Source organism: Acinetobacter sp. 1542444 (assembly GCF_000581835.1).
Classification (GTDB): domain Bacteria; phylum Pseudomonadota; class Gammaproteobacteria; order Pseudomonadales; family Moraxellaceae; genus Acinetobacter; species Acinetobacter pittii.
The window spans coordinates 216,053-229,625 of record NZ_JEYA01000005.1 but is presented as its reverse complement, the minus strand read 5'-3'; the positions used below and the strand labels follow the sequence as shown (position 1 = coordinate 229,625).

The 13,573-nt window shown below is 38.9% G+C and carries 10 protein-coding genes; 6 read left to right on the top strand and 4 right to left on the bottom strand.

Annotation, left to right across the window (positions count from 1 at the left end):
• Positions 1–517 precede the first annotated feature (517 nt).
• From J580_RS23300 to J580_RS18370, 5 genes are all read left to right on the top strand, one after another.
• Positions 518–637: a hypothetical protein gene (locus tag J580_RS23300; protein WP_014208326.1), complete on the top strand. Its 120-nt coding sequence runs from the start codon at positions 518–520 to the stop codon at positions 635–637.
• Complete coding sequence (locus tag J580_RS18385) at positions 619–1,821, top strand: acetate/propionate family kinase (RefSeq protein ID WP_032005177.1); 1,203 nt, start codon at positions 619–621, stop codon at positions 1,819–1,821. The genes J580_RS23300 and J580_RS18385 overlap by 19 nt, the downstream gene beginning before the upstream one ends.
• Positions 1,822–1,866: 45 nt before the next feature.
• A complete protein-coding gene (gene pta / locus J580_RS18380; RefSeq protein ID WP_032005176.1) occupies positions 1,867–4,011 on the top strand; it encodes a phosphate acetyltransferase in 2,145 nt (714 codons plus the stop codon).
• A 226-nt stretch (positions 4,012–4,237) separates the two neighbouring features.
• The gene (locus J580_RS18375; RefSeq protein ID WP_032005175.1) at positions 4,238–5,764 is read left to right on the top strand and encodes a fumarate hydratase; all 1,527 of its coding nucleotides are present in this window, start codon (positions 4,238–4,240) and stop codon (positions 5,762–5,764) included.
• A gap of 140 nt (positions 5,765–5,904) precedes the next feature.
• The gene (locus J580_RS18370) at positions 5,905–6,459 is read left to right on the top strand and encodes a DUF2059 domain-containing protein (RefSeq protein ID WP_002114716.1); all 555 of its coding nucleotides are present in this window, start codon (positions 5,905–5,907) and stop codon (positions 6,457–6,459) included.
• A gap of 25 nt (positions 6,460–6,484) precedes the next feature.
• On the opposite strand, the gene J580_RS18365 is transcribed toward J580_RS18370, so the two are convergent.
• The 4 genes from J580_RS18365 to tig form a co-directional block, all read right to left on the bottom strand.
• Positions 6,485–7,201, bottom strand: a complete 717-nt coding sequence (locus tag J580_RS18365) for a DUF2846 domain-containing protein (protein ID WP_032005174.1) — start codon at positions 7,199–7,201, stop codon at positions 6,485–6,487.
• Between the two features lie 152 nt (positions 7,202–7,353).
• Positions 7,354–8,667: an ATP-dependent Clp protease ATP-binding subunit ClpX gene (gene clpX / locus J580_RS18360; RefSeq protein ID WP_032005173.1), complete on the bottom strand. Its 1,314-nt coding sequence runs from the start codon at positions 8,665–8,667 to the stop codon at positions 7,354–7,356.
• Positions 8,668–8,772: 105 nt separating this feature from the next.
• A complete protein-coding gene (gene clpP / locus J580_RS18355) occupies positions 8,773–9,378 on the bottom strand; it encodes an ATP-dependent Clp endopeptidase proteolytic subunit ClpP (RefSeq protein WP_002114870.1) in 606 nt (201 codons plus the stop codon).
• Between the two features lie 193 nt (positions 9,379–9,571).
• Positions 9,572–10,906: a trigger factor gene (tig, locus tag J580_RS18350; protein WP_002114878.1), complete on the bottom strand. Its 1,335-nt coding sequence runs from the start codon at positions 10,904–10,906 to the stop codon at positions 9,572–9,574.
• Positions 10,907–11,320: 414 nt separating this feature from the next.
• Here tig and J580_RS18345 point away from each other — a divergent pair, with 414 nt between their 5' ends.
• A complete protein-coding gene (locus J580_RS18345) occupies positions 11,321–13,552 on the top strand; it encodes a TonB-dependent receptor (RefSeq protein ID WP_032005172.1) in 2,232 nt (743 codons plus the stop codon).
• Positions 13,553–13,573: the final 21 nt, after the last annotated feature.

Here is a 13,573-nt window from a genome sequence, read left to right as displayed (position 1 = left end):
ACCGGAGCATGGGTATTAAATACAAATTATGTTTAAGTTTTAAACAAGAAGCTGGTTTTATTTTTGACTATATTTACTGGTATATTAGCTTCTAATAACTACGAGAAAATTCTCATAATATCAAAGCAATAAAATATTCTTATAAATGTATTTATACCGGCTTTTTTATACTAAGTTTTATATTAAAAATGTTTATGATTTATATATTTTAACCTATATATAAACGATTAAAATTTAATTTCATTTACGTATATTATTTGTAATACTCCCCTATAGTTTGATTAAAATAACACCACTTCTTTTTTCTTAAAAAATTTATACCAAATATTTGAAAAATACATTAAATAGAAATTTACCTTTCATAAATATATACAAAAAACTCTTTTCTACACGTATAAAAAACAAGGAATACAGTGGTTAAGCTTTATACTGGACAAATGTTAGTTACAAATAATTTGATGGTCGATAGTGCTTAAGTCTAATGGGCTAAAGTCTATCTTGGACAGAAAAACAACACATGTTAAAACATGACAACCCGTTCAATCTGTATCGAAAAATAATACATCTTGAACAGGAAGTTAGGAAAACTATTTTAAATCAGGACTTGGGTATTTCAACGTGGCTACATCAGTATTAGTTATCAATTGCGGCTCTTCATCTATTAAATACGCACTGGTTTCAGAGCGTCGTGAAGATCGTATTTACGGTTTAGCAGAAAACTTGGGGGCAGCTGATGCTCGTATTAAGGGAATTACAGTAGGTGGTGAACCACTTGAACTTTCAATCCCCTATGCTGACCATGCCAAAGCTTTAGAAACTTTACTTGCACGTCTTGCCAACTACAAACCGCAAGCAATCGGACATCGTGTTGTACACGGGGGTAGTTTAACCAAAGCAGAATTACTCACTCCTGAAATTATTGAACGTATTCGTGCTGCGACACCTTTAGCCCCACTTCATAACCCAGCACATTTAATTGGTATTGACGCAACCGTCCGTCTATTTCCTGAATTACCTCAAGTTGCCGTATTCGACACTGCATTCCATCAAACCATGCCACCGCATGCATACCGTTATGCAATTCCTAAGTTTTTATATACTGACCACAACGTTCGTCGTTATGGCTTCCATGGTACAAGCCATGCGTATGTGTCTGATAAAGCGAGTGAGCTGGCAGGTAACCTGAAAAAAGGTGGATGGTTAACAGCCCACTTAGGAAACGGCAGTTCAACTTGCGCAGTGTGGAATGGACAAAGTGTTGATACCTCTATGGGGCTTACGCCACTTGAAGGTGTGGTAATGGGAACGCGTAGTGGTGACGTTGATCCAAGCTTACACAGCTTCCTTGCGAAAAACCTCGGTTGGGATTTAGCAAAAATTGATAAAGTTTTAAATAACGAAAGTGGCTTACTAGGCTTATCTCAACTGTCTAATGACATGCGTACAGTGATTGAAGCTGCTGAAAATGGTAATGAAGATGCTTGCCTTGCAATTGAAGTGTTTAGTTATCGCCTTGCAAAATCGCTTGCTGCATTAAGCTGCGGTTTGCCAACTTTAGACGGCTTAATCTTCACGGGTGGTATTGGTGAAAACTCAGCTTATATTCGTGAAAAAACCTTAGCTTATTTACCTCATTTTAGTTTGCAGCTTGATAAAGATCAAAACAACAACCTAAAACGTGGCACTGAAGGACGAATCGACAACGGAAATGGTCCACAAATTTGGGTCATTCCTACAGATGAAGAAGGCCGCATTGCCAAAGAAACTCGTCAAGTTGTTGAAGCAGCAGAAAATACAGCATCTGTAGCAAGCCTTGCTTAATTAGAGCTTAGCGAAAACTCGATATTCGTTTATTTATAGGTTTATATGAATACAATTTTATTGATTCCTACAGGTGAAGGGGTTGGCTTAACCTCTGCCTGCTTAGGCATGATTTACGCACTTGATTGCAACGGAATTAAAGCAGGCTTTTTAAAACCATTTTCTCAAGAAGACCAAGAGCATCTTGACCGAACCACTTCATTATTTGGTCATTTATTTCAAAGTAAAACTGTTCAATCTATTTCGCATGAAAAATTAACTCAGCTTATTGCCGCTGGGGAAGTAGATGAATTACTTGAAGAAGCGGTTAGCCTTCATCGTAGTGTTGCAGCAGACCATGATGTCATTATTGTGGAAGGCTTATTACCAAACGGACAAGACCATTTTGCCAGTGAGCTCAATGCAAGTCTTGCACAAGCACTTGATGCAGAAGTCGTGTTGGTCAGTACAGCAGATATTCAAAACCCGAAAAAAGCAGCAGAAAAAGTAGATGCTCATTTACGCCAGTTTGGTGGAGCAGCGTCAAATCGTACTGCTGGCGTACTGTTTATGCGTACCCGTGGATTAACTGAAGAAACAGCACAAATTCCTGTTGCGTTTGATCCATCATTACGACCAACTGAAGAAATCGCGAAATTTACGACCGAACTGCAAAAATATAATCGTTATTTTGGTTCTAGCGATTTACCGATTATTGGTTTAGTCCCATTTAGTAACACGTTAAGCGTACCTAGAACACTCGATATTGCAAATGTCATTGATGGACAATGGGTACATCAAGGTGAAGCTAAAGCACGTCGTATTTTGCATTCGAGTTTAATTGCTTCAAGCATTGAATATGAACTGAATAAGTTTATTGCAGGCGAGTTGATTATTAGCGCATCTGAGCGTACCGACGTTTTACTTGCAAGTAGTTTGGCAACCAGCAATGGTATTCCTCTTGCAGGTTTGGTACTTACCGAAAGAGAAGCACCAGCACCAGAGCTTTTAGAGTTTTGCCAAAGTGCAATTAAACAAGGTTTGCCAATTTTACATACCCGTTTAAATACACTTGAAACCGCACAGCGCCTATCTAATTTTGGTAATGAAATTCCAACTGACGATACTGAACGTGCTGAGCAAGTGACTCGATTTGTTTCAAGTCATATTGATGTTGAATGGCTTAAGCAGCACAGCAACAATGCCGCTATCCCTCGCCTTTCGCCATCAGCTTTCCGTCATGAACTGGTGCAAAAATCAATTGCAGCGAAAAAGCGGATTGTGCTACCTGAAGGTGATGAACCGCGCACCATTCAAGCTGCGGCAATTTGTCAGGCACGTGGTATTGCTGACTGTATTTTGTTAGCCAAACCAGATGCTGTGCACGATGTTGCAAAAGCACGTGGTATTGAATTACCGGCCGAATTGGCAATTGTCGACCCTGATAGTATTCGTGATCAATACGTTGTACCAATGGTTGAGCTACGTAAAGGTAAACTCAACGAGCTGCAAGCGAAAGAACAGCTTCAAGATACTGTTGTGCTTGGCACCATGATGTTAGCCTTAGATCAAGTCGATGGCTTAGTTTCAGGTGCGGTACACACCACAGCAAATACGGTCCGCCCAGCATTCCAGCTCATCAAGACAGCCCCTGAATATTCACTAGTTTCATCTATATTCTTTATGCTTTTACCAGATGAAGTTTATGTATATGGTGACTGTGCAATTAACCCAGACCCGACAGCAGAACAACTTGCTGAAATTGCAATTCAGTCGGCTGACTCAGCGAAAGCATTTGGAATTGACCCACGTATTGCCATGATCAGCTACTCAACTGGTACTTCCGGAACAGGTGCTGATGTTGAAAAAGTACAGCAAGCAACTCAAATTGCTCAGCAACGTCGCCCTGATTTACTCATTGATGGTCCACTTCAATACGATGCAGCTTCAGTTGAAAGTGTGGGACGTCAAAAGGCACCAGACTCACGCGTTGCTGGTCGTGCAAATGTATTTATTTTCCCAGATTTAAATACGGGCAATACCACTTACAAAGCAGTACAGCGTGCTGCAAATGTTGTGAGTGTTGGACCAATGCTGCAAGGCCTCAACAAACCAGTCAATGACTTGTCTCGTGGAGCATTGGTAGATGACATCGTCTTTACCATTGCGTTAACGGCAATTCAGGCAGAGCAGCAAGCCGCTGCCAAATAATTAATAAATTCACCTTTACTACCTCTCGCCATTTGATATCCGCTCAAATGGCTTTTTTTATTTTAGTCATTAAAAATAAATAATTTTCCGATTTGTCTCTTTTAAATCACATCAATATGTTCTTATGCGACTTTCGGTCAAAAGATCAACCAATCTCCCACAACACTGTCTTTTTGTCATATAATTTAGCCCGCTAGCTAACAGCCCGCTCAAGAGATTTTCTGGTATGACAACGATTATCAAACAAGATGACTTGATTACATCGATCAAGGACGCCCTACAGTTTATTTCGTACTATCACCCGCAAGACTTTATCCAAGCGATGAGCCGTGCTTATGATCGCGAAGAAAACAAAGCCGCAAAGGATGCAATTGCACAGATTCTAATTAACTCTCGCATGTGTGCGGAAGGTCATCGTCCAATTTGCCAAGATACTGGTATTGTTAACGTTTTCCTTGAAGTGGGCTTAGATGTTAAATTTGATTTAACGATGAGCTTAGACGATGCAGTAAATGAAGGTGTACGCCAAGGTTACCTTGAAAACAGCAACGTTCTTCGTGCTTCTGTACTTGCTGACCCTGCATTTGGCCGTAAAAATACAAAAGATAATACCCCTGCTGTAATTCACTACAAACTCGTTCCGGGTAACAAAGTAGATATTACTGTTGCTGCTAAAGGTGGCGGTTCAGAAAACAAATCTAAACTTGCGATGCTTAACCCATCTGACTCAATTGTTGACTGGGTACTTAAAACTGTTCCAACTATGGGTGCAGGCTGGTGTCCTCCTGGTATGCTCGGTATTGGTATTGGTGGTACTGCTGAAAAAGCCATGATGCTTGCTAAAGAAGCACTCATGGAAGAAATCAACATGGACGAATTACTTCGTCGTGGACCAGAAAACAAAATCGAAGAGCTTCGTATCGAAATCTTTGAAAAAGTAAACGCACTTGGTATTGGTGCTCAAGGTCTTGGTGGTTTAACGACTGTTCTTGATATTAAGATTAAAGATTACCCATGTCATGCTGCTGGTAAACCAGTAGGTATGATTCCTAACTGTGCTGCTACTCGTCATGCTCACTTCCAGCTTGATGGTACAGGTGTCGCTCATATTCAAGCACCAAAACTTGAAGACTACCCTTCTGTAACTTGGGACTCTTCACAGTCTAAACGCGTAAACCTTGATACTATTACTCAAGAAGAAATGGACTCTTGGAAACCAGGTGACACATTACTTCTTAGCGGAACAATGTACACAGGTCGTGATGCTGCGCACAAACGTATGGTTGAAATGATCGACGATGGTGAAGAATTACCAGTTGATCTTAAAGGTAAGTTTATTTACTACGTTGGCCCTGTTGATCCAGTGGGTGATGAAGTCGTTGGTCCTGCTGGCCCTACAACTGCAACACGTATGGATAAATTCACACGTAAAGTATTAGAACATACTGGCCTATTCGGTATGATCGGTAAAGCTGACCGTGGTCCTACAGCAATTGAAGCAATCAAAGACAACAAAGCAACTTACTTAATGGCAGTTGGTGGTGCGGCTTACCTCGTATCTAAAGCTGTTCGTGAAGCTGAAGTTGTTGCGTTTGCAGACTTAGGTATGGAAGCAATCTACAAATTCGTAGTTGAAGATATGCCAGTTTCTGTTGCAGTTGATGTAAACGGTACTTCAATTCACGCAGTAGCTCCAAAAATCTGGCAAGCGAAAATTGGAAAAATTCCAGTAGTCGATGCAGCAGCTGGCTAATCAAGAAAAGCACCGAATTCGGTGCTTTTTTTATACATTTTTTTTATTTTAAAAACTGAAAAGAATTGTAACAATTACTTAGTCAATCTGTGCTATTAATGAAAGCACCCTCTCGCCAAATATTGAATATAGGTCATTTCATGACTATTCGCCCTATTCTTAAAAATCTCTCAATCAGCCTCTGCCTAAGCTGTATTACCACAAGCTTATTTGCCTCTCCTGCCAAATTAAGTTCAGTTAAAGAACTCATGCAAATGAGCCAAATTGATTACCTGCTTAAAGAGTCAATTAATGAATTAACGCCTTACTATGATCAACAGGCAGAACAGATCGTTAGTAATATCACGGGTATCAAAACTTTAGGTCCAAAAGAAAAAGAGGCCGCGAAGAAGTTAGGTTCTCTCTTAAAAGATTCGAGCAATCAGCTCATTAGCAACCCCAAAACAGCTCAAGCCTTACAGGATATTTACCTAAAGACTTATACTGAAGAGGAAATTCAGGCTAATCTGAAATTTTTAAAAACCCCAGAAGGCCAATCAATTACGCGCAAGAACGTACAGATTATGGGGCAAATTTCAGAATATATGATGGAGTTGGGACAGCAAACATTTAATGACCCTAAAGCACGAGATCATATGCAAGAAGAGATGCTTAAAATTCTTGCACCGTTGATGAAAGATAAAGAAAAGTCTTAAACTTTTCTTTATCTTTTGCAGCTCATTACCAAGTTAAAGGATTCCATAATTTAAATGGCTTAATCAGACGTACATCTGATTTTTCATCATATTTGGCTGGCTTTAATTCTTGTGGTTTATGACGGATCTTTCCTGAAGCATCTTCAGCCACAAAATTATAGCTAGAGGATTTCAACTCGGTAAATGCTATCTCTCTACGTCCAATATTGTCTTGCATTAACATAAATGGACCAGTATGTTCACTTCGGTCCATTTTATTTTCTTCATCATATTTCAAATAATAAGACGTTCCCGCCTCAACAGTGATATCAATATATTTTGGTTCTTGAAAATGGATACCAAGTAAAGGGCGGCTCGCAGAAAGACGATACGTTCCTGCTGGTAGCTCAATCCAGTAATAATGATTATGTAATAGACTCGGAATGCGCTTACCATTCACAAAGAGATTAATCGCTGCAATTTCCTGACGATTCCATTTTGTGTCTGGTCGATATAGATAAACTACAGCTGCCTGTTCATTTTGTGCTTTGATTGGCGCAAAAGTCTGACCCAATTTTTGGTTGACCCACCCTCCCACAGTAAAACCGCCTAAATGATATTGATCTAATAAACCAGGTTCTTTTTCAACATCAACTTTAGGTAGAGTCGCGGTCAATTCACTCGGATTTTTTTCTAAATGAGAGGAACTTTGACAGCCCACAAATAGTCCGGCACAGCACAAAGATACGATTAAATAACGCATGGCATCCCTCAAAGCGTTTTGTTTTTGATTTATTTTTTACACCGCAAAACTATGCGTATTTTGTATTTTTAAGATTAACACTACCCATATAAATTGAAAACAAAAAAAGCATGAATCACTAACGCGATTCATGCTTTTTAGATGAATGAAATCTATGCAGACTTCGAATCAATAACCTTTAAATCTGCCTTAGCAACACTTTCATGCGTTGCAGCTTCTTTAGGTTGGCGTTCAGCCTGATAAACAGGTTCTGCTTCACCATTAATGACTGCTTCATTAATAATGACTGTTCCAACATCTGTACGACTTGGTAAATCATACATAGTTTCAAGCAGTACGTTTTCCATAATAGAACGTAGACCACGCGCTCCTGTATTACGTTCAAGCGCTTTTTTAGCAACAGCACGCAATGCAGAGTCTTCAAAGATCAGATCAACATTTTCCATATTGAAAAGATATTGATACTGGCGTGTTAATGCATTTTTTGGCTCAGTCAAAATTTGCATTAAAGCTTCTTCGTCTAGCTCTTCAAGTGTAGCAATCACTGGTAAACGACCAATGAATTCTGGAATTAAACCAAATTTCACTAAGTCAGTTGGCTCAACCTGACGGAACAATTCAGCAAGCTTTTTGGTTTCATCTTTGTTTTTAACGTCAGCTGTAAAACCAATACCGCCTTTCTCTTGACGCTGTTGTACAATTTTTTCCAAACCAGAAAATGCACCACCACAAATAAATAAGATATTTGAGGTGTCAATTTGGATAAACTCTTGCTGTGGATGCTTACGACCACCTTGAGGCGGAATCGAAGCAACTGTACCTTCAATCATTTTTAATAATGCTTGTTGTACACCTTCACCAGACACATCACGCGTAATTGATGGATTTTCAGATTTACGAGTAATCTTATCAATCTCATCGATATAGATAATGCCCTTCTGAGCCTTTTCTACATCGTAGTCTGCTTTTTGCAAAAGCTTTTGCACAATATTTTCAACATCTTCGCCGACATAACCAGCTTCGGTTAATGTTGTTGCATCTGCCATCGCAAATGGAACATCTAAAAGGCGAGCTAATGTTTGCGCAAGTAAAGTTTTACCTGAGCCAGTAGGTCCAATCAGTAAGATATTACTTTTAGCAATTTCTACTTCTTTAGACACATGGCCATTATGACCAACTTTTAAGCGCTTATAATGGTTATAAACCGCAACAGATAATGTCTTTTTGGCAAGATCTTGACCAATAACATATTGATCAAGCGCAGCACGTATTTCATGTGGTTTTGGCAATGCCTTACTCGCCCAGTCACCTGCTTCAACCTGTTGGCTGGTTTGTACAAGGTCTAAGCAGACATCCACACATTCATTACAAATATATGCGTCCTCACCTGCAATCAGTTTCCCGACTTCAGACTGCGTTTTACCGCAAAATGAACAATGTTTTTGTCCTTGAGGATGTTCGGACATATTCACTCCACAAATAGAATCTTAAATATTAGGGCAAGATGCACTGCATAAATAACTAAATGGAGATCTTTTTCAACATCTCAAGTTATTTATATAATAAGGTCCTTATGGACGCTTACTTAACACCTGATCAACCAGACCATATTCTTTAGCAGCTTGGGCTGTCATAAAGTTATCACGGTCAGTATCACGAGCAACGGTTTCATAGTCTTGACCACTGTGCTCTGCCATTAAGCGGTTCAAGCGCTCTTTAATAAAGAGAATTTCACGCGCATGGATTTCAATATCCGATGCTTGACCACGGAAACCACCTAATGGTTGATGAATCATGACACGGGCATTTTCTAAACAATAGCGTTTGCCTTTAGCGCCCGCATTTAATAAAAATGCACCCATTGAAGCAGCTTGACCCATACAATATGTCACGACATCAGGCTTAATAAACTGCATCGTGTCATAAATGGCCATGCCCGCTGTCACAGATCCACCTGGAGAGTTGATATAAAGGTGGATATCTTTATCAGGATTTTCAGCTTCTAAAAACAACATTTGGGCAACAATCAGATTTGCCATGTTATCTTCAACTTCACCTGTCAAAAAAATGACGCGCTCACGTAAAAGTCGTGAATAAATATCAAAAGAACGTTCGCCGCGAGAAGATTGTTCAACCACAACAGGAACTAAAGCATTTTCAATTGTTGGAACATACATACGTTATTTATTCCTAAATTTTTTGTGACTTAACCTATGGCAACAATATGCGGGATAATTTCTCAAATTGCAAAAGGTTCGCACTGAAATATTATATTATTTATACCTAAGTACTTAAGGCCGCACTCTAATTGACCACATAAAGAAAAACAAAAAAGGCGCCTCAGGCGCCTTTTTCTGACTTCTTAAAAGATTAGCCCATACGGCGAGCTTGTTGTTCTTTCAATAAGTCATCATAAGATACAGCTTTGTCAGTCACTTTAGCACCAGCTAAGATGTGATCAACAACTTGATCTTCTAATACAACTGCTTCGATTTGAGCACGTTGTTGAGCATCATTTTTGAAGTATTCAATTACTTCAGTTGGATCTTCGTAAGAAGAAGCCATGTCGTCAATGTAAGCATCAACGCGAGCTTGGTCAACTTCAAGTTTAGCATCAGCTAAAACTTTGCTTACCAATACGCCAAGCTTAACAGAACGCTCTGCTTGTTCTTTGAACAATTCGTCAGGAAGCATGCTCTTGTCAAAAGATTGCGCGCCTGCACCACCAAATTGTTGAGTGAACTGTTGAACCATTTGTTGACGTTGACGGTCAATTTCTTGAGCAACCATTGCAGTTGGAACTTCAACTTCGTTCGCAGCAACAAGAGCATCAAAAGCAGCTTGTTTAACTTGGTTACGTAAACCATTGCGAACTTCACGTTCCATATTCTTACGAACGTCAGCTTTTAACTTTTCAACGCCTTCTTCTTCAGTTACACCGAAGATTTTTAAGAATTCAGCATCAATTTCTGGAAGTTTAGATTTTTCAACTTGCTTCACAGTGATTTTGAACTGAGCTGCTTTACCAGCCAAGTTTTCAGCTTGGTAATCTTCAGGGAAAGTAACATCAATTACTTTCTCTTCACCAGCTTTCATGCCAATGATGCCATCTTCGAAGCCAGGGATCATACGACCTGAACCTAACACAAGTTTAAAGTCTTCAGCAGAACCGCCTTCAAACTTCTCACCATCGATAGTGCCTTCAAAGTCAAAAGTCACTTGCATGTCTTTTTTCGCCATACCCTTGGTTACAGCCCAAGTTTGACGTTGTTTTTGCAAGTTTTCGATCATAGCGTCAACGTCAGCGTCTTTGATTTCAGCTGATTTACGTTCAACTTCTAAGCCGTCAAATGCTTTTACTTCAACTTCTGGATAAACTTCTACAGTTGCTTCAAAAACTAAAGCATCTTCTTTATGTTCAACTTTCTCAATATTCGGCATACCTACCGCATTGATTTTTTCTTGTTGAATTGCTTCAAAAACGCTATCACGAATGATGTCATTTACAACTTCTTGATAAATGCTTGCACCGTATTCGCGACGAACAACGTTTTCAGGTACTTTACCTGGACGGAAGCCGTTGATCTTCACAGTTTTGGCAGTGCGCTTCAAACGAGCTTCAAATTGCTCGTTAATACGGCTCGTCGGTACAGACACATTTAAACGACGGGCAACGCCCGAAACCGCTTCAGTCGTTACTTGCATGGCTTCCTCGATAAAAATTAGTTAGTAGGAACAGTTTTTAAAAAAGTGCTGTATTATATGACAACTTTCAAGATATACAAAATTAACCGATCACTTCATGTAAGTGAAGGACATTATTCTAGTAAATTTCACAGTAATTTTATGATTCTTTAAATATTTTTCATAAGTACTTAAGTAAAACTAATTTTTTAGTTATTCTTTATAAATCTAAAATTACAATTAAACTTTGAATTTAATCGATTTAACAAACAATTACCAATAATCAGTAGATTAGCTACATAAAAGTATAATTTACCATTCAGTTATTCATTTTTTCTTCATAATTCAATTGGCAAATCCAATTAACACAAACTGTACATATAAATAAGAATTATTATTATTCGCATAACCTTTTAGTTTTAGAGTCCTGAAGTTATGTCTTTGATTAGAACACGTAAAAAAATTGTTTCTTCTGCAATAGCTTCATCGCTATCAATGATTGCAACAACTGCCATGGCGCAAGAAGCAGTTTCACAATTACCAACAATTCATACTAAAGCGACTCAAGAAGAATCTTTAAAAGTAGATCAGTCTGCAAACTCTAAATTCGTAGCTCCCCTTCTAGATACACCAAAATCTGTTTCCGTTATTTCCAAACAACTTATTGAAGATACAAAAGTAACAACTTTAGCAGATGCATTACGTACAGTTCCTGGCATTACTTTAGGTGCAGGTGAAGGTGGCAATCCAAATGGTGACCGTCCTTTCATCCGTGGTTATAGCTCAGAAAGCTCTATGTATATTGATGGTATTCGCAACTCAACCTCACAAAACCGTGAAATGTTTGCGGTCGAACAAGTAGAGGTAACCAAAGGTTCTGCATCAGCAATGGGTGGTGCAGGTTCAGTTGGTGGCAGTATCAACATGATTTCTAAAGTAGCTAAAAAGGGTGATTTCTTAGAAGGCTCAGTAGCCGCTGGTACCGATAACTACCAACGTATCACTTTAGATGGCAATAAAGATTTTGGAAATGGCATTGCAGCACGTGTAGCTGTTTTGGGACATCAAAATGAAAAGGCTGGCCAAAGTAATGGAGCTGAATATAAGCGTGTTGGTATCGCACCAAGTATTACTTTTGGCTTAGATACACCGACACGTGCAACTTTGAGCTACTATTATTTACAAACTGATGATAAACCTGATTCAGGTATTCCTTATTGGGATTCATCTCTTGGAAAAGCTCAAGGTAAACCGGCTGAAGTCAAGCAAGGTTCATATTACGGCTGGAAAGATCGAGATTTTCAAAAGCAAGAAAATCACATCGGTACAATTAAATTAGAACACGACCTTACCGACAATATAACTATTACTAATACGGCTATGTATGCCAAATCAAAAAATGATTATGTCTGGACAAACCCAGATGACTCAAAAGGAAATGTCGGCAAAGGTCTTGTTTGGCATCGTTTGAACTCAGCTATTACAGATAGTGAGACATTTACAGATCAATTAGCACTTAAAGGTAAATTTGATACTGGCTTCTTAAAGCATAGATTTAATGTAGGAGCAGAGTATAGCAAACAAAAAACTGATAAAGGCGGCTATAACATTATTGATGCCAAAGGCAATGTTTCTAGTACTGGCTTCTATAGCGACTGTTCAGACTTATCAACAAATTGGTGTACCTCGCTTAATGGTCCAACTCAAAAGCCATTTGTTGACCGTTTACAAGCACGCCCAGACTTTGACGCAACTGTAGAAAGTACCTCTGTCTACTTACTCGACAATATTGAGATCACGCCAAAATGGTTATTAGATCTTGGCCTGCGTTGGGATAAGTATGAAGCTGAACAAAACTTCTTAGCGACTTCTAGTGCAGCGGCATATACAGCAAAAAATGATTCAGATTTCGTGACCTATCAAGCAGGTATTACTTTTAAACCAACAGAAAATGGCTCAATTTATACAAGCTATGCAACCTCTGCTAGTCCAGTCGGCTTAAATGCAGGTTGGGGTGATAATAGCGAAACAATTAATGCCAATAACCAAATGATTGATCCGGAAGAGGCTCAAACATTTGAAATCGGTACAAAATGGGATTTCCTTGATAACCACCTGAATTTAACAGCTGCTATTTTCCGTACTGAAAAGCAAAATACTCGGGTACAAATCGACCCAACTACTTATGCAAATGTAGGTGAAAGTAAAGTTGATGGTTTTGAGCTAGGCTTAAATGGTGAAATTACTGATAAGTGGAATATTTCAGCTGGCTACACTTATTTAGACAGTGAACTAACCAAAAATGGTAAATCTTGCCGTAGCGGAAAATGTACTGATCAATCCATTTATAATGGCAACCAAATGCCAAACGTCCCTAAGAAAGCCGCTACATTATGGACTACCTATAAAGTACTTCCACAATTGACGGTAGGTGCTGGCGCTGTTTACTCTGACAAAGTATATGGTGATGTAGCAAATATTAAATGGGTTCCATCTTACGTACGTTATGATGCGATGGCTCGTTACAACGTAAATAAAAATGTTGATCTTCAATTGAATATCAACAACCTATCTGATAAGCGTTATTTCACTAAAGCTTATGCTTCTCACTATGCAACAGAAGCAGAAGGCCGTAGTGCAGTTCTCGCAGTTAACTTTAAATACTAAGTTAGCTTAGAATCCCATAAT

Bases quoted from the DNA above. Each gene is read 5' to 3' on its own strand.
- J580_RS23300 (WP_014208326.1), top strand. From the start codon at position 518: ATGTTAAAACATGACAACCCGTTCAATCTGTATCGAAAAATAATACAT.
- pta (WP_032005176.1), top strand. From the start codon at position 1,867: ATGAATACAATTTTATTGATTCCTACAGGTGAAGGGGTTGGCTTAACC.
- J580_RS18375 (WP_032005175.1), top strand. From the start codon at position 4,238: ATGACAACGATTATCAAACAAGATGACTTGATTACATCGATCAAGGAC.
- J580_RS18370 (WP_002114716.1), top strand. From the start codon at position 5,905: ATGACTATTCGCCCTATTCTTAAAAATCTCTCAATCAGCCTCTGCCTA.
- J580_RS18365 (WP_032005174.1), bottom strand. From the start codon at position 7,201: ATGCGTTATTTAATCGTATCTTTGTGCTGTGCCGGACTATTTGTGGGC.
- clpX (WP_032005173.1), bottom strand. From the start codon at position 8,667: ATGTCCGAACATCCTCAAGGACAAAAACATTGTTCATTTTGCGGTAAA.
- clpP (WP_002114870.1), bottom strand. From the start codon at position 9,378: ATGTATGTTCCAACAATTGAAAATGCTTTAGTTCCTGTTGTGGTTGAA.
- tig (WP_002114878.1), bottom strand. From the start codon at position 10,906: ATGCAAGTAACGACTGAAGCGGTTTCGGGCGTTGCCCGTCGTTTAAAT.
- J580_RS18345 (WP_032005172.1), top strand. From the start codon at position 11,321: ATGTCTTTGATTAGAACACGTAAAAAAATTGTTTCTTCTGCAATAGCT.